This is a genomic window from Flavobacterium sp. PLA-DH12 (assembly GCF_059511845.1).
This window is the reverse complement of record NZ_JCAMPD010000004.1, coordinates 58,661-81,405: the sequence shown is the minus strand read 5'-3', so window position 1 is coordinate 81,405 and position 22,745 is coordinate 58,661. Positions and strand designations below refer to the sequence as shown.

Annotated in this window: 18 protein-coding genes and 1 other RNA gene; 7 read left to right on the top strand and 12 right to left on the bottom strand. The window is 33.1% G+C overall.

What is annotated here, in order from left to right:
• Positions 1 to 146: 146 nt before the first annotated feature.
• Both AC5ZCW_RS09115 and AC5ZCW_RS09110 read right to left on the bottom strand, forming a co-directional pair.
• Positions 147 to 950 (bottom strand): TlpA family protein disulfide reductase, encoded by an 804-nt coding sequence (locus AC5ZCW_RS09115; protein ID WP_496119244.1) that lies wholly within the window; start codon positions 948 to 950, stop codon positions 147 to 149.
• Between the two features lie 67 nt (positions 951 to 1,017).
• Positions 1,018 to 1,248, bottom strand: a complete 231-nt coding sequence (locus AC5ZCW_RS09110) for a helix-turn-helix domain-containing protein (protein ID WP_496119242.1) — start codon at positions 1,246 to 1,248, stop codon at positions 1,018 to 1,020.
• Positions 1,249 to 1,330: 82 nt separating this feature from the next.
• Here AC5ZCW_RS09110 and AC5ZCW_RS09105 point away from each other — a divergent pair, with 82 nt between their 5' ends.
• The gene (locus AC5ZCW_RS09105; RefSeq protein WP_496119240.1) at positions 1,331 to 1,561 is read left to right on the top strand and encodes a hypothetical protein; all 231 of its coding nucleotides are present in this window, start codon (positions 1,331 to 1,333) and stop codon (positions 1,559 to 1,561) included.
• Between the two features lie 85 nt (positions 1,562 to 1,646).
• Here AC5ZCW_RS09105 and AC5ZCW_RS09100 read toward each other — a convergent pair whose 3' ends face one another.
• From AC5ZCW_RS09100 to AC5ZCW_RS09080, 5 genes are all read right to left on the bottom strand, one after another.
• Positions 1,647 to 2,345, bottom strand: coding sequence for a DUF3592 domain-containing protein (locus AC5ZCW_RS09100; RefSeq protein WP_496119238.1), 699 nt, complete (start codon positions 2,343 to 2,345; stop codon positions 1,647 to 1,649).
• A gap of 462 nt (positions 2,346 to 2,807) precedes the next feature.
• Positions 2,808 to 4,874, bottom strand: a complete 2,067-nt coding sequence (locus AC5ZCW_RS09095) for a beta-N-acetylhexosaminidase (RefSeq protein ID WP_496119236.1) — start codon at positions 4,872 to 4,874, stop codon at positions 2,808 to 2,810.
• Between the two features lie 150 nt (positions 4,875 to 5,024).
• Positions 5,025 to 6,962, bottom strand: a complete 1,938-nt coding sequence (gene nagB, locus AC5ZCW_RS09090) for a glucosamine-6-phosphate deaminase (RefSeq protein WP_496119234.1) — start codon at positions 6,960 to 6,962, stop codon at positions 5,025 to 5,027.
• A 109-nt stretch (positions 6,963 to 7,071) separates the two neighbouring features.
• The gene (locus tag AC5ZCW_RS09085; protein ID WP_343541934.1) at positions 7,072 to 8,649 is read right to left on the bottom strand and encodes a RagB/SusD family nutrient uptake outer membrane protein; all 1,578 of its coding nucleotides are present in this window, start codon (positions 8,647 to 8,649) and stop codon (positions 7,072 to 7,074) included.
• 10 nt (positions 8,650 to 8,659) lie between these two features.
• On the bottom strand, positions 8,660 to 11,725 hold the full coding sequence (locus tag AC5ZCW_RS09080; RefSeq protein ID WP_496119231.1) for a SusC/RagA family TonB-linked outer membrane protein: 3,066 nt from the start codon (positions 11,723 to 11,725) through the stop codon (positions 8,660 to 8,662).
• 273 nt (positions 11,726 to 11,998) lie between these two features.
• Here AC5ZCW_RS09080 and AC5ZCW_RS09075 point away from each other — a divergent pair, with 273 nt between their 5' ends.
• From AC5ZCW_RS09075 to AC5ZCW_RS09065, 3 genes are all read left to right on the top strand, one after another.
• Positions 11,999 to 13,051 carry a sensor histidine kinase gene (locus tag AC5ZCW_RS09075; protein ID WP_281633211.1) on the top strand — a complete coding sequence of 351 codons (1,053 nt, stop codon included), beginning with the start codon at positions 11,999 to 12,001 and terminating at the stop codon, positions 13,049 to 13,051.
• Entirely contained in the window at positions 13,041 to 13,742 is a 702-nt protein-coding gene (locus AC5ZCW_RS09070; protein ID WP_125722852.1) for a LytR/AlgR family response regulator transcription factor, read from the top strand. Before AC5ZCW_RS09075 ends, AC5ZCW_RS09070 begins: the two co-directional genes overlap by 11 nt.
• Positions 13,743 to 13,916: 174 nt before the next feature.
• Positions 13,917 to 15,386, top strand: a complete 1,470-nt coding sequence (locus AC5ZCW_RS09065; protein WP_343541926.1) for an MFS transporter — start codon at positions 13,917 to 13,919, stop codon at positions 15,384 to 15,386.
• Positions 15,387 to 15,504: 118 nt separating this feature from the next.
• Here AC5ZCW_RS09065 and AC5ZCW_RS09060 read toward each other — a convergent pair whose 3' ends face one another.
• From AC5ZCW_RS09060 to ffs, 4 genes are all read right to left on the bottom strand, one after another.
• Positions 15,505 to 16,002 (bottom strand): hypothetical protein, encoded by a 498-nt coding sequence (locus tag AC5ZCW_RS09060; RefSeq protein ID WP_496119229.1) that lies wholly within the window; start codon positions 16,000 to 16,002, stop codon positions 15,505 to 15,507.
• A gap of 91 nt (positions 16,003 to 16,093) precedes the next feature.
• Entirely contained in the window at positions 16,094 to 16,750 is a 657-nt protein-coding gene (fsa, locus tag AC5ZCW_RS09055) for a fructose-6-phosphate aldolase (RefSeq protein ID WP_111426268.1), read from the bottom strand.
• Positions 16,751 to 16,965: 215 nt separating this feature from the next.
• Positions 16,966 to 17,769, bottom strand: a complete 804-nt coding sequence (locus AC5ZCW_RS09050; RefSeq protein WP_343541920.1) for an SDR family oxidoreductase — start codon at positions 17,767 to 17,769, stop codon at positions 16,966 to 16,968.
• Positions 17,770 to 17,944: 175 nt separating this feature from the next.
• Positions 17,945 to 18,042: signal recognition particle sRNA small type (ffs, locus tag AC5ZCW_RS09045), an RNA gene on the bottom strand.
• An 88-nt stretch (positions 18,043 to 18,130) separates the two neighbouring features.
• Between ffs and AC5ZCW_RS09040 the strand changes: the two genes are divergently transcribed.
• Positions 18,131 to 19,180, top strand: coding sequence for a glutaminyl-peptide cyclotransferase (locus AC5ZCW_RS09040; RefSeq protein WP_496119226.1), 1,050 nt, complete (start codon positions 18,131 to 18,133; stop codon positions 19,178 to 19,180).
• Positions 19,181 to 19,273: 93 nt separating this feature from the next.
• Positions 19,274 to 20,512: an imidazolonepropionase gene (gene hutI / locus AC5ZCW_RS09035; protein WP_496119224.1), complete on the top strand. Its 1,239-nt coding sequence runs from the start codon at positions 19,274 to 19,276 to the stop codon at positions 20,510 to 20,512.
• A gap of 154 nt (positions 20,513 to 20,666) precedes the next feature.
• Here hutI and AC5ZCW_RS09030 read toward each other — a convergent pair whose 3' ends face one another.
• On the bottom strand, positions 20,667 to 21,545 hold the full coding sequence (locus tag AC5ZCW_RS09030) for a DUF8428 domain-containing protein (RefSeq protein WP_343541914.1): 879 nt from the start codon (positions 21,543 to 21,545) through the stop codon (positions 20,667 to 20,669).
• A gap of 98 nt (positions 21,546 to 21,643) precedes the next feature.
• Here AC5ZCW_RS09030 and AC5ZCW_RS09025 point away from each other — a divergent pair, with 98 nt between their 5' ends.
• Positions 21,644 to 22,681 (top strand): formimidoylglutamase, encoded by a 1,038-nt coding sequence (locus AC5ZCW_RS09025; protein ID WP_496119222.1) that lies wholly within the window; start codon positions 21,644 to 21,646, stop codon positions 22,679 to 22,681.
• Positions 22,682 to 22,745 lie beyond the last annotated feature (64 nt).

Genomic DNA, 22,745 nt, shown 5'->3' with positions numbered 1-22,745 from the left:
GTGAAAAAGGTTCAGAGTTGCAAAGATGCTAAGGTGCTAAGGTTTTTTATACTTGTGTGGGTTTCTCGCAGTACCGATAGCTATCGCTCGGGTCTCCTTCGTCGAAATGACAAAAATGGGACTACTTTGCGAGATTAATTAATACATTACAATTTACTTTCTTTAGCTAAAGCCACTTCTAAACTCTCAAAATTTGGAAGCACTTTTGCAATCATTCCTTCTTTGTTTAGAATAAAATGTGTTGGGAACGAATTTAACTGCAACAATTCATTCATATACACTTTCATGTCTGGAATTACAGAATATGAAAGAGGTTTTCTTGCTAAGAATGTTTTTAATTCTTCTGCTGAATCTTCGGCTAGACTCATAAAAACGATATCTTTTCTGTCTTTATATTCTTCGACTAATTTATTGACTTGCGGAAATTCTCTAATGCATGGCGTGCAGTGAATGTACCAGCATTTTATCACAATAATTTTTCCTTTCATGGATTCGTTGGTCACCAGATTTCCGTTTAGATTTTTGAATGAGAATTGCGGAAAAGCGGTTCCTTCCATTTTATAGTTCTTATAAGCATCAAAACCAATTTGATTGATGGTTGCTTTTATACTCGTATCTGTTTTTGGCAAGATTTTAAAAAGCTTATAAACGAATACACTTTCTTCTGATTTTAATCGAACTGGAATAAAATTTCCGTTTGCCAATTGATCTAAAAAAACTTCTTTAGTAATTTCTTTTGAAGATGCATCTAAAGCGATAAAGTCTCTAGAAAGCATTATTTTTTTATTCTGATAAACGGACCATTCTGGATATGTTTTTTGAATTTGAGTGGGATCTACTTCTGGATTTCCGAATTTGTTTTGAGCTGTACTTATTGTAAAAATAAAAAGTAGTGTAACTAAGGTAATGAATTTCTGCATGGATTCTGAAACAATTGTATTTGATTTCAAAAATAGTGAAAGTTTTTTAACCGCAAAGGCGCAAAGGTTTACGCTAAAGTTCGCTAAGTTTTTTTCTTTATTTTGATTGAAAACGGAGCAATTCACTAAGCTCAATATCTAATGCATTCGCAATTCTTATAAGAGTTTTTATTCCTGTATTTATTTTAGCTCTTTCAATTCTACCAATCTGATTTCTCGGAATACCACAATCATCAGCTAAATCCTGTTGAGATAAGCCCTTTTTTTCACGCAATTGTCTAATGTGAACTCCAAGATTTATAATAAAAGCTTCTTCTGAAATATCCATATTTCAAAAGTCATAACAATTATTTTTTAATTTGACACAAATTTGTGTCAAATTTCAATATATTTACAAAAATTATAAGATTATGATTACAGATAAATTTACAGCCGAACTTGAAACAAGATTACACGATTTCTTTACAGATAAAATAGATTGTAAAGAAATGGCAAAAATGATACCCGAAGTAAATAATGCACTTTCGTTATCAGTTATGAGAAAATGTGAAACGATAGAATCGGGAATAAAGAATGTCGATGATAATTTTTATTGGCTTAATCAACTTGCAGAAACTATAGATCCATATTTGGAGGCTTAAAAAACAAATAGAAATTGCTTTAAACAAAAAAACCGGCAGTAAGGACTGTCAGTTTTTTTGTTTATTAAAAGAGATTTTCAAAAATTTAATTGTTTAACACAGGTAAAAACGAAATATCCATATGATACTTTTTAGGGTCATTTGGATTAATCAAAACCGTAATTTGATCTGTTTTTATAAATTCAGTTGGGTCAAACCAAATATTTTCGCTTTCAAAAATATACATTTTATTTGTCTGCTTATCGAACCATTGACTTGATATTTGATACGGACATCTTCCGTTTATTTCGAAACTGTAATTTATATGCACTTTAGTAAATGCTGTAAAAATACGTTTTCCATTATCGAGAAGATACAGCTTATTCCTTTGTTTTCTAATTCCATACAAGATAATACAAAAGCCAACTAAAAAGAATGCCGTCCCCAAAATTCCCACAACTAAGACTGCGAGCCATAAAGATTCAAAACCATTAATATCTGCTTTATTGGGTTCTTTAGGATCATATATAATCGATACGGTTTCGTCTATACCGTAACTTGGCGGATTACTACTTACAGATGAAATAAATTCAATTTTACTTCCTTCTTTTGTAATAAAAGATATAACTGGAGTATACATTATTGAATTGTTGGATCTTCTCGAAAGTAATTCAACCACTTTACCATCTACAACTTCAGCTTTTTCTACAAAAGCCTGTTTATCTAAATAAAGATAAAGTGCTCCAGCCAATAAAGCCAAACCTATAGCAGTAAATACATATTTAATAATTGATATAATATTCATTTTTCTCTATTAAAAATTTGCATAAAAATAATTCTACTAAATATCACGTTTAGCCTATAAAAGTTTTTTTTTACTTAGGAAAAGACATTTTAAAACTCAATAATTTGTTTTAGCAAAAAGAAATCATAAAAAAACCTGACAACGAATTGTCAGGTTTAAAAATGTCCTAATTCAGGCAAAAACCAAATAACAAATTACCTAAAGTTGGCACATTGTTTTGAAATAAAATTTAGATTAAAAAATAAATAACCAAACTCAATTTTAACCCAGTAAAAAATTTTACTTCACTTAATTTTCATGAACTTTGTTATTAACTCTTGAAAATATATCTGATTCTAGTCATTTATAATAAGACCAGAAAAATGTCTTTTGTAAATATCTCTGCCAAAATATTTCCGGCAGAGATAAATCATTTCAAATTAATAAAGGCAATAAAATACTAAACACTAATTCAAAGTAATTTTACAATAGTTTCTTCAAGCTTGCATAAACCGCTAGTTCTACATCGGCATGATCCTTCGTATTACAATCTTCTACTAACTTTTTCAAATCATCAGCTTTTAAAGCCGATTTATTATCCAAAGCCAATAGCAATTCTTGTGAAGCATCATTTAGTTTTTTAGATAATGGCAATATAGGCTGTACCAATGGTGCATTATTGCTTAATTCTGTTAACCCTTTATGAACAGCAATCCATTTGGTAAAAAATGCTGCCACTTTAGTTTTATTATCTTCAGATTTATTGATTAAATATTGATTTACAGCTGCATCAAATGCAAGAGCATCTTTTGCGTCTGGTCCACAAGCATCTGCAAATAAGGTAAACGGAGAATACATTTGATACTCTGTTCCGCCTTTATTACGAGTATATCCTTTTAGCGGTTCGCTTACATTTGAAAACTCTTCCAATGATTTGATATCCTGATTATTTGCGATATTTCTTAAAATCACATCTTTGTTACGAATATGTGTAATGCCTAATTCTTCTAATCTAAAAGAAATCGTTTCTAAACGTTTGCGCATATTTTCTACGTCAACGATATCTTCTGCAGACCATAATCTTTCTGCAATTGCGGCTGTTCTCGGCCAGATTCTTGAATCTATTGTTGTTGGCGTAGCCAATTCTGTCCACATAGTAGCTTCGCCACCTAGAATTCTTGCTTTTTCATCACTTGTTAAATTAGCTCCTTTTGGCATCGGATCGTTTAAGTAATGACTTGCAATTGGATACATTAGATCGATATAATATCCGTTAGACAAAACGGTTTTGTATCCCTTTTTTACTGCTTCTACCAAAGATTGACCGGCTGGCATACCTTCGTTTGGACCTCTCCAAGAATGTACAATTGCTTCTTTTGATAAATCTTTAGTCAAAATTTCTTCCCAACCCATCAATTGTTTTCCGTGTTTCTTTAACATCGGAGCTAACTGCATTGTAAAATACGTTTGTAATTCGTGGTTGTTTTTTAAATTATGCTTCTTTTTGAATTCCTGAATTTTAGGATTCTCGTCCCAGTCTTTTCCTTCGTTTTCATCTCCTCCAATGTGGAAATATGCTCCCGGAAACAACGGACAAACCTCATCAAAAACTTCGCTTAAAAGCTGGTATGTTTTAGGATTTGAAGGATCTAATGTTGGAGAAAAAATTCCAGCATTTCTTTCAATTCCATAGGTAGCAATTGCTGTACCTTGAATATTTTTTTCGGATGTTCCCCCTGTCAGCGTAATCACTTTGCTTCCAATTTCTGGATAAGCTGTTAAGATTGCAGATCCGTGACCCGGAACATCTATTTCTGGAACAATTAAAATACCGCGCTCATCGGCATATTTTACGATATTTTTAATTTCCTCTTGTGTGTAATACATTCCATCTGAAGCTACTTGCGTAAACCTTGGATGTTTTTTCATTTCAATTCTCCAGCCTTGATCGTCAACCAAATGCCAGTGAAAAACATTCATTTTCATTGCAGCCAGTGCATCGATATTTCTTTTAACTACATCGATAGGCTGAAAATGTCTTGAAACATCCATCATTAAACCTCTCCATGTAAATCTTGGAAAATCTGAAATTTTTGAAACTGGAAAATAAAATGTTTTCGAATTGTTTTGAAGCATTTGAAGCAATGTCTCTAAACCATGCAAAGCTCCTAAATCGCTCGAAGCATTTAAAGTGATTTTGTTTGCAGCAATATCCAAATGATAGCTTTCATCTTCGTACAAACCAATTTTACCGCTTTTAGTACAATTAATTTGTAATTCTGCATTTGGAAATTCATTTAATTTGGTAATAAAACCTTGTTCAAAAAATATACCTGTTCTACCATCTAAACGGCGCAAAAAACGAGTTACTCCTCCAAAAATTCTAGCATTTGGATTACCAGTAATATTTACTTTAAAATTTTTACTTAAATTAAAATTACCTTCATTAATTACAACATTCTGAGGCCAAGGCATAAGATTCAGCTGCTCTTTCTGGACTTGAGCACCTGCCGATATACCTGCAAATAATAGTACAAATAAATATTTCATTTTTCTTTTTTTTGGTCGGATAGCTTTTAATGACTATCCTAAATTTATATTAAAAACAAAACTCAGAATGATTTCAGCTTTACCTCACTTTTGCTATGAGATCATTCTGAATTTTGCTATTTGATTCATTAAAAAACGAATCGGATTTTTTTAGTAATCAAAACGCTTAAAGGCCTCTATTGCTTCATATTCAGCCAAACCTAGTTCGTCGTATAAAATTGCTGTGTTTTTGTTTCGATCTTCTGCCCTAACCCAGAATTCACGAGAATCATTTCCTTGAAACATTACTCTATCTTTTTGAGACTGGTGATGTAAAATGGCATGACGTTTTAATAATACTTCTGAAGGACTTAACGGAACGGCCATGTCAATTTCATGAATATCCCATTCGTGCCAAGCTCCTCTGTAAAGCCACAACCAGCAATCATTCATGTACGGTTCTGGTTTAAGCTCTTTTAATGCCGCAAAAATGGCATTTAAACAAACCTCATGCGTTCCGTGCGGATCTGCAAGATCTCCAGCAGCAAAAACTTGATGTGGTTTTATTCTAGCAATAATGTTTTTTACGATAGCAATATCTTCTGGCCCTAACGGATTCTTTTTAACCTGTCCTGTTTCGTAAAAAGGAAGATCCAAAAAGTGCGTATTTTCATCTTTCAGTCCGATGTATCTTGTTGCTCCGTAAGATTCTCGTCTTCTAATCAATCCTTTTAATTTTCGAACTTCCAAAGAATCGATTTGATTTTCAGATTTGTTATTTAAAAACTCGATAACCGATTTGAAATTGATATCAGCTTGACCTTCTCCGATAAAATCACTGGCAACTTCTGCAAATTTTAAAGCTTCATCATCTGAAACTGCAATATTTCCCGAAGTTTGGTACACCACATGAACATCGTGTCCTTGCTTGATTAATTTTGAAAATGTTCCTCCCATAGAAATCACGTCATCGTCTGGGTGCGGACTAAAAAGAATAATTCTCTTTTTTGCCGGATTTGCCCTTTCTGGACGAAATGAATCATCTGTGTTTGGTTTTCCTCCTGGCCAACCAGTAATAGTATGCTGTAGAATATTAAACATATTGATGTTCATATCATAAGCAGAACCTTCCTGAGCCAAAAGATCAGACATTCCGTTATTATTATAATCACGGTCTGTCAGTTTTAAAATAGATTGTTTTGTTTTCTGACAAAGCCAGACAATTGCTTTACTTTTTAATTCGGGAGTCCACAGACATTCGCCAACTAACCAAGGCGTTTTAAAACGGGTTAATTCTGACGCTGCCGACTGATCTAAAACAAAAGTTGCATTTGGATGGTTCTGTAAAAAAGTAGCTGGAACTTCTGAACTGATATCTCCTTGAATAGTTCTTTTGATGATATCTGCTTTATTTTGTCCCCAAGCCATCAAAACAATACGCTTTGATCTCATAATGGTTGAAACTCCCATTGTTATGGCGCGTTTCGGCACATTATCTATACCATTAAAAGCAGATGAAGCATCGACTCTTGTGATATGATCTAAGGTAATAATTCTTGTTCCTGAATTGATGTGCGAACCAGGTTCGTTAAATCCAACGTGTCCTGTTCTACCAATTCCAAGCAATTGAAAATCAAGACCACCCGCATTTTTAATATTCATTTCATAATCAATACAGTATTGATTAATTTCATCAATTGCTACAGTACCATCAGGAATATTAATATTTTCAGGTTTGATATCAATATGATTAAAAAGATGCTGATGCATGAAATAATGATAGCTTTGATTGTTCTCTTTAGTCATCGGATAATATTCATCCAAATTAAAAGTGATTACATTGCTAAAACTAAGTCCTTCTTCTCTGTGCATTCTCACTAGTTCCTCATAAACTTTGATCGGAGAAGAACCTGTTGCCAGACCTAAAACACAAGGTTTATTTTTTTCTTGTTTAGATCTAATTAGCTGCGCAATTTCCTGTGCTACAATTACAGAAGCTTCAATAGAACTTTTAAAGATTTCGTTATGAATTTTCTCAAAACGAGTTTCTTCAAATTTTCCCGCGCTTTTATAACTGATATCAGGTTTTATTTCTAAAGCACTTTTCATTTCTTTTCTTTTTTGTAGTAATTACCATCATGGTTTTAAGATATGGTATAGACAGCTTTCGCCATCTATACCACACTACTAACCAAACTTAATATTCTTGTTTTTTCTTTTAGAAGTTCGGAGCATTAACATCCCACCAAGTTCTGGTGCCTCCGTTGTCAGGTCCGTTAAGTTTTGCAATACCTGTTTTAAGACCTTCTGGGTTTCCATCTTTTTCAGTAGAAACAAAGTTTATTCTTCTTACACCATATTCAGTCGTAATTGCACCAGCACTTTGGTTGTTAAGAATTGGCAATAATTTAGGATAACCAGTTCTGCGGTGTTCAGCCCAAGCTTCCATACCGTCAGGGAAATTAGCAATCCATTTTTGAGTAATGATTTTTTGCAGTTTCACTTCGTTACTTGCAGCATCATCCCAAGCAACAGTTACTTTATTTACAGCTAAACCACTATTGAACGGAGCAACTGGATCTACATAATCTTTAGCTGTTTTTACATTATTTGCAATATAGTCAGAAGCACCACCTACAGAAAGCTGTTCAAAAGAAGCCGTAATACCAGCTTTGTAGAATGTTGCAGCGTCACCACCCATATTCCAGCCTCTTAAAGCCCCTTCTGCTCTTAAGAAGTAAACCTCAGCTGCATTTAACCAAACAACTTGTTTGTCTTCGTCTATTATCTTACCAAAATTCGAAAAATTAATGTGTTTTGACTTATCACCAAGAATACCGCCAGTACGGATTCCTTTATATTCTCCAGGAAACTGTTCTGAAGTTTTAAAATAAACACTTATTCTAGGATCATTGTAACCTCCCATGATAGACTCCATATCTGCAGACATACGGCTATCATTATATTCGTAAGCAGCAACTCTAAGTGGGTGTTGTGAAACATCTTTATTTACAATAAAGCTGTCTGCATTTACTGTCATTACACCAAATTTTTGGCTAATTGCTTTTTCAGCTTCCGCTTTAGCTAATGTTGGATTAACTTTTACAATACGCATTGCTAATCTTAAACGTAAAGAGTTTGCATATCTAACCCATTTTGTATAGTCTCCCTTATAAGTCGAACGATCGATTTTTGTAAAAGAACTTGCTTCTCCTGCATCAATTCTTTTTGTTAATTCTGTAACAGCAAAATCTAAATCTTTAAACATTAAGCCATAAGCTTCTTCTTGAGAATCATATCCAATTGCTGCATCTGTAGTCCCTAATTTAGAATAAACTATTGGTCCCCATGAATCTGCAGCTTTATGTAAAGTCTGTACTTTTACTATTGTTGCCAAAGCATAAAACTCATCATATTTTCCTTTAGATGCAGCTTCAACTTTCAAGTAATTTGCCATTACTTGCGTGTAAATAGCTTCCCAACCCCAAAGGTTCCAGTTGTCAGCAAGCGCATAAGAAAGATTATTATTACCGTCAAAACCTGGTGCTGTAGTATATCCACCCCAAGTGTTACCCGATAAATCAATAGCTACCTGATACTTCCACCCTGGCACATTTACCATCACGTTGTCAAACATCGTAGTAAAAGGCCCTTTAATATGATTAAAGTCTTGCGTTAGTTCCTCTTGTGTAAAACCATCAGGATTACTATTAATCTCGTCAAAATTATCTGTACAACCAACTAAAGCCAAAAGACCAAGACAGATTAGTGATTTTTTTATATTATTTGTTTTCATGATGTTTTAATTAGAAAGTTACATTTAAATTAAGACCAATACTTCTTGTTGATGGTAAACCATAAATATCAACTCCTTGTAAGCCCTGACCTGTACTTAAAGCAATGTTTGGATCGAATGGTGCATCTTTATAAAAGAAGAATAAGTTTCTTGCGATTAATGATAAAGTTGCTGTATTAACAAATGGAATTGCTTTTTTGTTGAAAGTATATCCAAGCGAAACCTCTCTTAAACTTACGTTTGTTGCATCATATACATACTCGGCAGTAGCACCGTTAAGACCACCTACAGCTTCATAGTATTTCTGAGGATCCATTTTAGTTACTTTTGTACCATCAGGCATAACTGCATTTACAGCAACACCACCAGCATTTCTAGCATCTCCAGATCTTTTTGACACTCCATAAAAATCATTCATAGATTCTGTAATACTCATTACATCTCCTCCAAAACGTCCATCGATTAAGAAGTTAGCTGTAAAAGCACCAAATTTGAATGTGTTTGACCAGCCTAACATAAAATCAGGGTTTGCATTACCAACTTCATGGAAATCAGCTTCAACTGCTAAGTTTCCTTTGTCGTCTAAAACAATTTCTCCTTTATCATTTCTAACAATACCTTTTCCTTCAATCACACCAAATGGTCTTCCTTCGGTTAAAGAGTATCTGTAATTAATATTATTTACAGGAGTTAATGGAATTTTCCCTCCTAATTCTGCTGGAATTTCTTTTACTTTATTTCTATTGTGAGAATAATTTACCATAGTTTCCCATGAGAATTTTTGTCCCTCAATAATTTTACCGCTAACAACAAGCTCAAGTCCTTTATTTTCTATACTACCAGCATTTATCCCGTAAAAAGTATAACCGTAAGGGTTTGTTGCCGGAGCAGGAACTTGAATGTATTGATTTTTAGTTTCTGAGTTATAGTAAGAAATTTCGAAACCTAATCTATTGTTAAACATTCTCCATTCAGTACCAAATTCAAATTCTGATTTCAATTCAGGTTTCAATCCTTCTCCTGGTCTTGGACCTACTACAGGAGGAATAATATTACCACCTTGAATAGTCGATTTTGGAGAAGTTACAAAAGCAGAAACGTCATTACCCACTTGAGCATAAGTTCCTCTCACTTTTCCGAAGTTAATCCATTCTGGCATTGTTGCCATTTCACTAATAAGAGCAGTAACCCCTACAGATGGATAGAAATAAGATGAAGTATCAGTATTTACTAAAGTAGAAGACCAATCATTACGTCCTGTAACATCTAAGTATAACATGTTTTTATAACCAAAAGTTGCTGAAGCAAAAATTGATTGAACCTCTCTTGAAGAACCTGTAGCCTGAAGGCTTAAGTTATCTAAACCACTTGCACTTGCAAAATTCCCTAAAGTAAATAAGTTAGCATTTACAAGTCCGCCAACAATACCAGAATCCAACGTAGTCTGTTGATTTGCCAATGTGTTATTGATACTTGCTCCTACGATAGCATTAAAGCTAAAATCTTCGTTGAAATTAGTATTAATTTTAGCAATCAAATCTCCGTAACGTTGTGTGCTTAAATTAGCAACGTTTATATATCTACCGTTTATATTAGATAAAGAAGTATTGGTTGTAGCATAAATCTTTTTATCATAATCATTTTCAACTCTATTATAGCTATATCTTGCAGCAATGCTTAACCAATTGTTTGCTTTGTATTCTAAAGCTAAATTTCCGTTGAAGAAATTATCTTTATCAATAGATTTATTTCTGTTGATTAACCAATATGGATTCTGAACATAGATATCAGCATTTGGTGCGCTGTAGAAGTTTTGACCGTATAGGTTTCTAGAAGGAATAAATGTTTCGAAATTATCTTTGTAATAATTAAAGTCATTTCCTCTTTGGAACAAATAAACTCCAGTTAATGGGTTTGAGTAAAGTCCGTTTACAGGTCTGTTATTAATTGTTTGCGATGTATATTTTGCATCAGCAGAAACAGTTAATTTATTGTTGAAAAATTTACCTGTCTGGCGGATTCCAAAGTTGTTTTTCTTTAAGCCGTTACCTTCAATAACTCCTGAAGCTGTAGTATTAGCGTAAGATATACTAGTTGAAGAAACATCAGATCCAGTTGTAAAAGCTGCAGAAGTAATTTGAGTAACTCCTGTACCAAAGAAGTCTTTTACAAAATCATTTGAAGATACTTTTCCTCCCCAAGATTTTTGTGCCCCAGCTGTACCATATTCATACTGAAATTCTGGTAATGAATGAACAGATTCAAAAGTAGTAACAGAAGAAACAGCTAAATTTCCTGTGTTTTCTTTAACTTTTTTAGAAGACAATAAAATAACCCCATTTGCTCCTTGTGATCCGTATAATACAGAAGCCGCAGCACCTTTAAGCACAGTCATTCCTTCGTAATCGTCTGGATTAATCAAAGAAATAACATCTCCTCCGTCACGGTTACCTCCAGCAGTACTACCAAATGAATCATTTGACGCATTTGTATTACCCTGCTGATTCGAAGTACCATTATACATAGGAATACCATCAATAACGTAAAGTGGCTGGCTATTCATGATAGAAGAGTTACCACGAATTACAACTTTTGTAGATCCACCAGTACCTCCAGCACTTTTTGTTACAGCAACACCTGCAATTTTACCTGCAATAGTATTAATAACGTTGGCATCTTTTACACGTGTTAACTCTTCACCTTTAAGCTCTTGAGCAGCGTATGTTAAAGATTTTCTTGTTTTCTTAACACCTAAAGAAGTTACAACAACCTCGTTCAAAGCATTTGATGCAGCTGCAACCATTTTCACATTAATTGTAGCAGCATCTCCTACAACTATTGTTTGAGTTTCTAGGCCTACATAAGTAAAAACCAAACTCTGACCTTTTTGAACTTCAATAGCATACAATCCGTCAAAATCGGTAGTTGTTCCTTTTTGACCTCCTTGTACAGAAACAGAAGCTCCTGGTAATGGCATACCGTCAGAATCTGTAATCACACCCTTGACATTTTTTACTTGTGCAAGCGAAACTTGCGCCGTAAAAACAATCATAAAGATTAAGAAAATTTTTTTCATGTTTATTTTATTTTGTTAGTTATGAAGTAAAATTATTCTTAAGGCATTGTTAAAAAAAATAAATTAAACCAACGACAACAAAATTTAAACCAACGACATAAATCATTCAATAATACGCTTTACGAAAACGTTCTACTTGAAAAATTAAGCACTAATATCCTTTTTTGGCAAAATTTTATTCAAAAAAATTGCCTCTTTGCAGTTAATTGTTTAAAGTTGTACAATATTTCAATATTGTTAAGAAAAACTAAATTTATCTAATAAACCAAACAGTTGAAAGAAATAAGAAAAGTTAAATTTGATATTAAACTGCAAAATCATGTTTGGTTCTGGGGTGTTTATTTTACTTTAAACTTCTTAAGATGGGGTGCTTACTTTAATGATTATCCTTATTCTTTCAAATCAAACTTAATCGAATTCTCATTGGTTATTCCTTTGGTGTATTTAAATTTATTTGTTTTAGTCCCAAAATATGTATTGAAGCAAAAATATATTATGTATACATTTTTATTGCTTCTCAGCCTATTTGCGATTTATTTGGCTAAAACTGCCCTCACCTATTATATAATATCCGAAAATATCTGGCCAGAAGCCAATAGAGAATATCATCCTTTTGAAATCAATCATATTGTGGCTGTTTGCATTGGAGAATTGTATGTTCTCGCAATGGCATCATCTGTTTACCTTACCTTGACATGGTTAAGAGAGCGAGAAAGAAATAGATCCTTAAGAGAAAATCAGTTTAAAATAAAACTAAAGTATCTCGAGAATCAGATTCAGCCACACTTTTTCTTTAACACATTAAACAATCTCTACGCTTTATCATTAGAGTCTTCAAAGAAAGTTCCAGATGTAATTATCAAACTTTCTAATTTGATGGAGTATGTTCTATACGATGTGAAAGGAACCAAGTTTGTTCCGCTTATAAAAGAAATAGATTATATCCAGAATTATATTGAAATTGAAAAATTGCGTTTTGAAAATGTAGAAGTAACAATAAATCTAGAGTCAAACATTGATGATGTTGTCGTTCCTCCGCTTATTTTTATTTCATTAGTAGAAAATGCCTTCAAACATGGCGGATTAAACAATAAAAATCTAAAAATAAAGATCAATTGCAGAGTTATCGACAATAAAACGCTCGATTTTGAAATCTTAAATAATTTTGTAATTTCACAAAATCATAATCCAAAACGAGGAATCGGTTTAGTTAATACAAAAAAGAGGTTAAAGTTAATTTACAGAAACAATTTCAGCCTTAAACATACCACTAAACTAAATTTCTACATAATCCGATTGCAAATACCTACCCAGAATGAAGATTAAATGCGTGTTAATTGATGATGAGCCTTTAGCTATCAAAGTCCTGCAAAATTATTTTACCAATTTTACAGATTTTGAAGTTGTCGCGACATTCAATAACTCTTTAGAGGCGCTCGATTTTATAAACAGTACTCCTGTCGATGCCGTCTTTTTAGATATAAACATGCCTATGATGACTGGCTTTGAACTTATTAGTCTCATCGAAAATAAAACCAAAGTTATTATTACTACTGCTTTTAGAGAATTTGCTGCCGAAAGTTATGATTTGGATGTACTGGATTATCTCGTTAAACCAATTCCACTTCCAAGATTTATAAAATGTATCAATAAAATTACAACCGAATACAATCTTAAAAACAATATTAAGGTTGAAACCTCAAAAGGTGATTCTCATATTTTTATTAAAGTCGATAAAAAAATGATGAAAATTAATATTGAAGAAATTTTATTTGTTGAAGGAATGAAAGAATATATAAAAGTTGTCACGCCTGACAAAACTTATATTACTCATAAATCTCTTACATCATTATCTGAAGAATTACCAGCAGATCGTTTCCTTAGAATCCACAAATCTTATGTAATTGCGCTAAATAAGGTAAAATCTATAGAAGGAAACCGCGTTCAAATTCAATCTTACAACATTCCGATAGGCAGAAACTACAGTAAAGAAGTTAAAAATAAGATATTGGAATAAATATAATTACGAATTACATTTTCTAAGTAGGTTAAAATTAACACTTTGTTGAAAAAACATAGTCGTTGGTTTAAATTTAACATTATTTATACCTTTTTATTTTTTTTTGATAATCCTAACAAATATATTTACGGTCTTCAAAAAACAATAAAATAAAAAATTAACCTTATTATTATGAGTTCAGAAAATGTGCAAACCAAATGGGGGCAATTTATCTCTTTGATAATCGTCTTCTTCTTTTGGGGTTTTGTTGGTTCAGCCAATGACATCCTGATTCCAGTATTCAAAAAAGTATTTACGTTATCGCAAGTACAATCTCAATTAGTAGCATGGGCTTTCTATGCAGCTTATTTTGTTGGATCAATCATATTCTTTATCGTTTCGTTAAAAGTAGACGTTTTACAAAAATACGGCTACAAAAGAACCTTATCTGCAGGATTAGTTCTATCTGCTATTGGTTCATTTTTATTCGTTCCTGCTGCTACCACTCAAAGCTTCCCTTTCTTCTTAACAGCTTTATTTACAGTAGGACTAGGATTTTCAATCCAACAAATTGTAGCAAACCCTTTAGCTATTAAAATGGGAAGTCCAGAAACTGGAGCACACCGTTTAACTCTTGCTGGCGGAATCAACTCTTTCGGAACAACAATCGGAGCTATTTTACTAGGAATTGCTTTATTTGGAATGGGAGACAACAAAAAAACAGCTCTTTCATTAGAAGATATTAAATTGCCTTTCATCATTTTAGGTCTTGCTTTTATTGCTGTTGCCGTATTTATGAATTTTTCTAAAATCGAAGATCCAGTAAAAGAGGAAGAAGCAATCATAAAAGACAAACACAGTAAATTCAACATTCTTGACTATCCGCAATTATACTTGGGTATGTTAGGAATTTTTATTTATGTTGGAACTGAGGTTACTATCATCAGTAATCTACCAGCATTATTACACACTCACGAATTCGGAAACGTTCTAGAAGATGCTGTTGCACCATTTATTGCGCTTTATTGGGGAAGTTTAATGATCGGTCGTTGGAATGGTGGAGCGAACGTATTTAACACTTCAAACTTAGTAAATACGGCGCTTAAATTTATCGTTCCTGCTGCTGCATTTGGAGTAATCATAGGAGCAAATATCTTTGCCGCACACGACGTTTCTTCATTCTACATCTACCCAATCTGGATTTTATTATTTATCGCCGTAAGTTTTGTTGGTGGTAAAAACGCTGGAAAAACATTAATGCTTTTCGGAATTTCAGGATTAACCATGATGGTATTAGGATTAGCTTGGCCAGATCCTTCAATAGCTAAATTCTTCTTTATTTCTGGAGGATTGTTCTTATCTATTATGTGGCCTTCAATCTTCGATTTAGCCATTGCTGGATTAGGAAAAAATACAGGAAAAGCGTCCTCTTTCTTGATCATGATGATTCTTGGTGGTGGAGTAATTCCATTATTGCAAGGAAGTATCTGTGATTTAGATGCAACAAATCCAAACGGAATTTTAGGCATCACTTACACACACTTCTCATATATTGTGCCACTTCTAGGCTTTGCTTATTTAGGATTCTATGGTTTCTATTGTCCTAAAATTTTAAAAAGACAAGGAATCAGCCACATCGAAAGTGCTGGTGGAGGACACTAAAAAATAAAAAACATCAATAAAAAAATCCAAATTCCAATTTTAAAACGGAATTTGGATTTTTTTTTATTTCCAAAGAAGAGAAACCTCAGAACCTCAGTATCTCAGCCCATTAGCCCCTTTACTTCGCATTAATAATATTCTCAAGATTCTTCTTGAAAATTGCCTTATTTTGCGCCGTTAAAGAATAAACAACATCTTTATCAGCATGAACAATTACTTTGTCTATATTGGCATTTAAAAGCGCTTGGGGATCTTTAATTTTCAACGTGCAGGCTCCGTCAAAAAAACCATCATCTTCTATGGTTTTTCTCGCCTCAATAATTGTCCCATCACTTAAAACTGCCGAAATAGTCATTTGACTATTTAATGTTTTCGAATAAAAACCATCCATTACCAGCAAAAGACGATAAGAATTTTTTAATTCTGGCCCTTTAAATTCGTACCTCGTAATATTATACCGAAGACCTTTTGCGAGAGTTTGAAATTTAACCGAACAATCTAATTCATAAGTAGCAACATCACCCGCTTCATTTACAGAAGTAATTACTTTAGCGGCTTGGGCGTTTATAGAAAAACTCGCTGCAAAAAAAGACAATATAAGCACTATAACTTTCATATCTAATGGTTTAAGATTCAATATAAAAGTAAAAAAAATCGTCTCTTCTCGTTAGAAAAAAGACGATTTTAATTTTATAAGTATCTAAGGACTATTTATTTCCTTTTTCGAAGTCAGCTACAAACTGAGCTAAACCGATATCTGTTAATGGGTGTTTCAATAAACCATAAATTGCAGAAAGTGGCCCTGTCATAACATCTGCACCAATTTTAGCACAGTTTACAATATGCATTGTATGACGTACAGAAGCCGCTAAAATTTGAGTTTCATAACCATAGTTATCATAAACTTCTCTAATTTCCTGAACCAAGTTCAATCCATCAGTAGAAACATCATCTAAACGGCCTACAAACGGAGAAACATAAGTTGCTCCAGCTTTAGCTGCCAAAAGCGCTTGTCCTACAGAGAAAACAAGAGTTACGTTAGTTTTAATTCCTTTATCAGAAAAATATTTAGCTGCCATAACACCTTCCTTAGTCATAGGAAGTTTTACAACGATTTGCTCATGCAATTCAGCAAGCTCCTCACCCTCTTTAACCATACCTTCAAAGTCAAGAGCATTAACTTCAGCACTTACATCACCTTCAACAAGATTGCAAATATCAACATAATGCTTAAGGATATTGTTTTTTCCAGTGATTCCTTCTTTTGCCATTAATGACGGATTAGTTGTTACACCATCCAAAACACCTAAAGCTTGTGCTTCTTTAATTTGAGCTAAATTAGCTGTGTCAATAAAAAATTTCATAATTTATATTATTTAAATTGTGTTGATTTATTCTGGGCGTGCCCCAAGGGTCGGGCTTTCGGCTAAATCTTTTGTTCCGTTTCTCTTCACAAAAGGATACCGCCTCTATCCCTCACGCAAACGCAGCTGCAAAATTACGAAATCAATACCAATAACAATTTCAAAAATCAAATCAATTTGTGATTTAAATCTAAAAACAAGCAATTAATTGCGATTTATAACTTATAATGATTCATAAGCATCTTCTCGTACATTTTATCTGGAAGCGCACGTTTCAATACAATCGAAAACTTCTGCATAAAAGCGCCCACTTTATAATGCACATTTGGTTTTTTAGTCTGAATGATTTTATAAACTGCTTCTGCCATTTCGTTAGGATTGCTTCCTGCATCAACATGATCATTCATAGTTGCCAGAACATCTCCGTACACCTTTTCATAAGCCGAATCTTTAATAACTGGTGCATGATAGCGTCCAGCTGCAATATTGGTTGCAAAATCTCCAGGCGCAACATTGGTAATTTCAATTCCAAAAGACTTCACTTCCATTCTCAAAGCCTCAGTAATCAATTCTAAAGCTCCTTTTGAAGCCGAATAAACACTTCTATACGGCAATCCCATATAACCAGCAATCGAAGTTATATTGATGATAAGTCCCGAATTCTGTTTGCGCATTTGAGGAAGCGCAGCTTTCATAACTTCAATCGGCCCAAAAAAGTTCGTTTCAAAATTATTTCTAATTTCTTCGGTCGGAATTTCTTCTAGAGGTCCTGTAATTCCAACTCCAGCGTTATTTATTACAATATCTAATCTTCCAGAAGTTTCAATAATTTTGTTTACTGCGTTTTTAATAGAATCAACATTTCGGACATCTAAAGCTACTAAAGGAAAAACTGAATTTAAAACTTTCTCAGGATTTCTGCTTGTTCCGTATACAACAAAACCTTTTTGATGTAAAAACTCACCAATTGATTTTCCAATTCCTGATGATCCTCCGGTAATTAAAACGACTTTGCTCATTTTGCAGTTAGATGTTAAATGTTATAAGTTAAATGCTATTTATCCTTAAAAGAGAACTTTAATGCAATTTGAGAAAAACTTCTAACTTTTCACATATAACTTCTAACTTTGGATAGGGTCAAAAATAAAAAAATCCTCCTGAAAGGAAGATTGCAAACTAATTAAATTCTAAAAAAAGTGGCAAGCGACCTACATCGCACCGCTCAACCACGTACCCTTGCTATGTTCCCATCCTGGGGGAGTCTGCAGGAGCTGGTCGTGTAGGACTTGCCGGTGCAAATATACAATCTTTTTATATTTTTGCAAGAGCTTTGTTGCTATAAAAATAACATCGTATATTGGCTTATTGAAATTTTAAACTATGAAAAAATATAACTTCCTAGCTGTCATTTTATTAGGAATCACATTAATTGGATGTGGAGACACAAAAAAAGGTGAAAATTCTTTGTTTACTATCGACGATTCTGCTTTTCCAGCTCATTTTACGCAAAAAGAAGTGCTTAATATTGGAATTTTAAACCCAAATTCGAAAGAAATCGACAGCGTTGCTTACTTCATAAATGACCAAAGAGTTGGAGGTACAAAAGGCAAAGAAAATTTTAGATTTGAATTAATAGATCAAAAATTAGGTTATCAATACCTAAAAGCTACTGTTTATTTTGGTGGAGATTCTTCTGATGCTACTAAAAGAATTGAAGTTGTTTCTGACGTTGAACCAAAACTTTTAAATTATAAAATCGTAAATACTTTTGCACATGACTCTTTAGCTTTTACTGAAGGTTTAGAATTTCATGACGGAAAACTTTTTGAAAGTACAGGGCAAAAAGAAGATTCATACTTCAGGGAAGTAGATTATAAAACGGGAAAAGTAATCAAACAAGTTGATCTTCCGAAAGAATATTTTGGGGAAGGAATCACCTTCTTCAATGGAAAATTATATCAGCTTTCTTGGCAGGAAAAAACTGGTTTTATTTATGATGCTAAAACTTTTAAACTGGAAAAAACATTCAAATACGATAAAGATATTGAAGGTTGGGGAATGACGCATGATGACAAATACATTTATCATTCTGATGGAACAGAGAAAATTTGGAAAATGGATCCTGCTAATCAAAAGCTAATTGATTACATCAATGTTTATTCTGGCAGTTCAAAAATTAAAGCATTAAATGAATTAGAATTAATCAATGGAAAATTTTATGCTAATGTTTGGCAAAAAGACGCCATTGCCGTTGTGGACCCAAAATCTGGTGCAGTTGAAGGAATTATCAATTTATCTGGACTACGCAAATTTGTAAAAAGCAAAAATGCTGAAGTTTTAAACGGTATAGCTTACAACCCTGCTACGAAAACCATTTTTGTTACAGGTAAATATTGGGATAAAATATTCGAAATAACAGTTTCTGAATAATCTTTAGAGAAAAACAATTTTACGAATTTCACAAGTTTTCACATATTAATCCGTGAAAATTTGTGAAATTTGTGTTTTATAACAATATCTATAATGACAACATTAATCATAAATATACAAGAGCTATTACAGGTTCGCGAAACTTCAATTGCTAAAGTGTCAGGTTCTGAGATGGCTAAGCTTCCAACTATTAAAAATGCTTTTTTAATACTAAAAGACAATCTGATTGAAGATTTCGGCTCAATGGACAATCTTCCAAAAATAAATGCCGACAAAACAATTGATGCAACTGGAAAAGTTGTGCTTCCGTCTTGGTGTGATAGCCATACACACATTGTATACGCAGGAAATCGCGAACAAGAATTTGTAGATAGAATCAACGGGCTTTCTTATAAAGAAATTGCTAATCGTGGCGGTGGAATTCTTAATTCGGCTAAAAAACTAAATGAAACCTCAGAAGAAGAAATTTACGAACAATCTAAAATTCGTTTAGAAGAAGTAATGCATTTAGGAACTGGCGCAGTAGAAATAAAATCTGGCTATGGATTAACTGTTGACGGAGAATTAAAAATGCTTCGAGTTATAAAAAAACTGGCAGAAAATTACCCAATTGCCATAAAAGCTACCTTTCTAGGCGCACATGCGTTTCCTACTCACTACAAAGACGACAAAGCAGGATATATTGATGAAATAATCAATGAAATGCTTCCTGAAATTTCAAAAAATAATCTTGCTGATTATGTAGATGCTTTCTGCGAAAGTGGCTACTTTTCTGTAGAAGAAACCGAAAAAATAATGGAAGCAGGTTTAGCTTTTGGCTTAAAACCAAAAATCCATGTCAACCAATTTAATTCTATTGGCGGAATACAGGCTGGAATTAAATTTAACGCCCTTTCTGTAGATCATTTAGAAATAATGAACCCAGAAGATATTGAAGCATTAAAAGGAACTGAAACAATGCCTGTTGCATTACCTTCGTGTTCTTATTTTCTAAGTATTCCATATACTCCTGCCCGCGAAATGATAAAAGCTGGTTTACCGATAGCATTAGCAACAGATTTCAACCCTGGCTCTACTCCATCAGGAAATATGAATTTTGTAGTTGCAACGGCGTGTATTAAAATGAAAATGACTCCAGAAGAAGCAATTAATGCCGCAACAATAAACGGAGCATACGCAATGGGACTTTCAGAAACTCACGGAAGCATTACAAAAGGCAAAAAAGCCAATTTAATCTTGACAAAACCGATTTCATCTTACTACCAAATTCCTTACGCATTTGGAAGCAATCTTATTGAATCTGTTTTTGTTGAAGGTAAAATTTTAGAATAATCATTTCAACGATTTAAGTACAGCCCGTGGTTTCAACCACGGGAAACGTATTGTTTTTCAAACAATAAAACCATTCAATCTCATTCATAAAAAAAAAGGCCTGTGAAAATCACAGACCTTTAATATCTAAGTGGTATTTTATCCCTTTGGCAAATTATCTTAAACTGAAACTAGTTTTAGAAACTAATTCATCATTATCAAAAACATTGATGAAGTAAGTTCCTTTTGCGAAATCTTTTCCTGGAAGGTCTTCACTAACTTGTACAGTTTTGTTTTCATATTTCACTGTAGTTTTGAAGCTGTAAGTTAATGTATTATCTCCAAAGCTTTCTGTTTTCTTTTCGCCTAAAACATTGTTTTTAGCATCGATAACTTGAACATAATACGTTTTGTCTCCAGATTTTGCAATTTGATTTTCAGCAATTGTAAAACTAACTTTCAAAATATCAGCGCGGCTTGCTTTATCTGTTTCGATTTGTTTACCAGAGCTTTTCAATTTGTAAGCTGAAGTTTTTGTATTTAATACAGATAATTTAGAACCTTTTTCTACAGTTTTAGCTAGTTCTTCGTTTTGACCAACTAATACTTCGTTATATTTCTTAGATTCTCCTAAAACTACAATAGTACTATCTCTTTGAGTAGTTAAAACACCATTTTGTTTTTTCAACTCATCGTTTTCAGCAACTAAAGTTTTCATTTTGCTCTGCATTGCCTGAACTTGAGATCTGTATTTAGAAACATCTCCTTTAGACTTGTTCAAATCATCCATTAAAGCCACTACTTTATCTCTTTCTTGGATTAATTCGTCAGACATAGAAGTGTTTTCAGCAATTGCAGCATCATAAGTCGCTTTTAACTCCTGTAAATCTTTCATTACAGATTCTTTCTCAGTCAAAGTTGTTGTAAGCTCTGTTTTAACTACCTCTGTATCAGAAGATAATTTAAAAATATACACTAAACTACCGATTAGTAGGACTGCTAAAACTGCGATTACCGCCTTTAGACTTGAATTGTTGTTCTTTGGGTTTTCCATATTTAAATAATTTTCTTTAATAACAAATTTAAGAATTAATATAAGGTAATAACGTAAGTTTCTACAATTATATTATTTTTGGAAAATAAATTTTTTTCATGGAAAAATTAATCCCTTTCACTATAAATGATTTGGCAAAAGTCACAAATCATAGAAGTGGTGAAATAAAGTTCGGAGAAAAGATGATTGTCATTCCGCCAGGAGTTGACAAAGTTAATTTTCTTAAAGAAAGCGAAGCTAAATATGTGCTTTTAGGAATTCCAGAAGATATTGGTGTGCGTGCCAATTACGGAAGACCTGGAGCTGCTTCGGCATGGCAGTCTGCTATAAAAAGTATTGCCAATATTCAGCATAATAGATTTTGCAAAGGCAGTAACATTATTGTCTTAGGTCAAATTAATGTTTCTCAAGAAATGCGCGATGTCGAAAATCTTGATTTTAACGACATTGATGATCGCTCAAAATTAAGCCAGCTGGTTGAAAAAATAGACAAAGAAGTATCTCATATTATTTTTACAATAATTAAAGCGGGAAAAACACCCATAATTATTGGTGGAGGCCATAATAATGCTTACGGAAATATTAAAGGTGCCGCTCTTGCGAAAGGGAAACCTGTAAACGCCGTAAATTTTGACGCACATTCTGATTTCAGGATTTTAGAAGGCCGTCATAGCGGAAATGGCTTTTCGTATGCTTATGAAGAAGGTTTTTTAAAGAAATATTTCATTTTTGGACTTCACGAAAACTACACTTCAAAAAGCGTTTTAGATATTATAAAAAAACTGGAAGATCGTGTTCGCTATAATACCTACGATAGCGTTAATATTAGAAAAGAAAAAGATTTTAATCGCGAAATGATTACAGCTTTGGATTTTATTAAAAATGATGCTTTTGGAATCGAAGTTGACCTTGATGCAATTCCGAATATTGCCAGCAGTGCCATGACGATAAGCGGATTTTCGGTTGAAGAGCTAAGACAGTTTGTTTCTTTCTTTGGTGAACATAAAAACGCAGCTTATTTGCATATTTGCGAAGGCGCGCCAGATTTAGACAATTCTCCGAACAATAACTTAATCGGCAAATTAATTGGTTATTTAGTAACCGATTTTGTCAAAGCAAACATCGAAAAAGACTGATTTAAAAAAGCCAATTGCGAGTATAACAAATTGGTTTTTGCCAAATAAAAGCCAATTCAAACAA

Bases quoted from the DNA above. Each gene is read 5' to 3' on its own strand.
- hutI (WP_496119224.1), top strand. From the start codon at position 19,274: ATGACAACATTAATCATAAATATACAAGAGCTATTACAGGTTCGCGAA.
- AC5ZCW_RS09030 (WP_343541914.1), bottom strand. From the start codon at position 21,545: ATGGAAAACCCAAAGAACAACAATTCAAGTCTAAAGGCGGTAATCGCA.
- AC5ZCW_RS09085 (WP_343541934.1), bottom strand. From the start codon at position 8,649: ATGAAAACAAATAATATAAAAAAATCACTAATCTGTCTTGGTCTTTTG.
- AC5ZCW_RS09080 (WP_496119231.1), bottom strand. From the start codon at position 11,725: ATGAAAAAAATTTTCTTAATCTTTATGATTGTTTTTACGGCGCAAGTT.
- AC5ZCW_RS09095 (WP_496119236.1), bottom strand. From the start codon at position 4,874: ATGAAATATTTATTTGTACTATTATTTGCAGGTATATCGGCAGGTGCT.
- AC5ZCW_RS09100 (WP_496119238.1), bottom strand. From the start codon at position 2,345: ATGAATATTATATCAATTATTAAATATGTATTTACTGCTATAGGTTTG.
- nagB (WP_496119234.1), bottom strand. From the start codon at position 6,962: ATGAAAAGTGCTTTAGAAATAAAACCTGATATCAGTTATAAAAGCGCG.
- AC5ZCW_RS09050 (WP_343541920.1), bottom strand. From the start codon at position 17,769: ATGAGCAAAGTCGTTTTAATTACCGGAGGATCATCAGGAATTGGAAAA.
- AC5ZCW_RS09065 (WP_343541926.1), top strand. From the start codon at position 13,917: ATGAGTTCAGAAAATGTGCAAACCAAATGGGGGCAATTTATCTCTTTG.
- AC5ZCW_RS09025 (WP_496119222.1), top strand. From the start codon at position 21,644: ATGGAAAAATTAATCCCTTTCACTATAAATGATTTGGCAAAAGTCACA.
- fsa (WP_111426268.1), bottom strand. From the start codon at position 16,750: ATGAAATTTTTTATTGACACAGCTAATTTAGCTCAAATTAAAGAAGCA.
- AC5ZCW_RS09070 (WP_125722852.1), top strand. From the start codon at position 13,041: ATGAAGATTAAATGCGTGTTAATTGATGATGAGCCTTTAGCTATCAAA.
- AC5ZCW_RS09040 (WP_496119226.1), top strand. From the start codon at position 18,131: ATGAAAAAATATAACTTCCTAGCTGTCATTTTATTAGGAATCACATTA.
- AC5ZCW_RS09060 (WP_496119229.1), bottom strand. From the start codon at position 16,002: ATGAAAGTTATAGTGCTTATATTGTCTTTTTTTGCAGCGAGTTTTTCT.
- AC5ZCW_RS09110 (WP_496119242.1), bottom strand. From the start codon at position 1,248: ATGGATATTTCAGAAGAAGCTTTTATTATAAATCTTGGAGTTCACATT.
- AC5ZCW_RS09105 (WP_496119240.1), top strand. From the start codon at position 1,331: ATGATTACAGATAAATTTACAGCCGAACTTGAAACAAGATTACACGAT.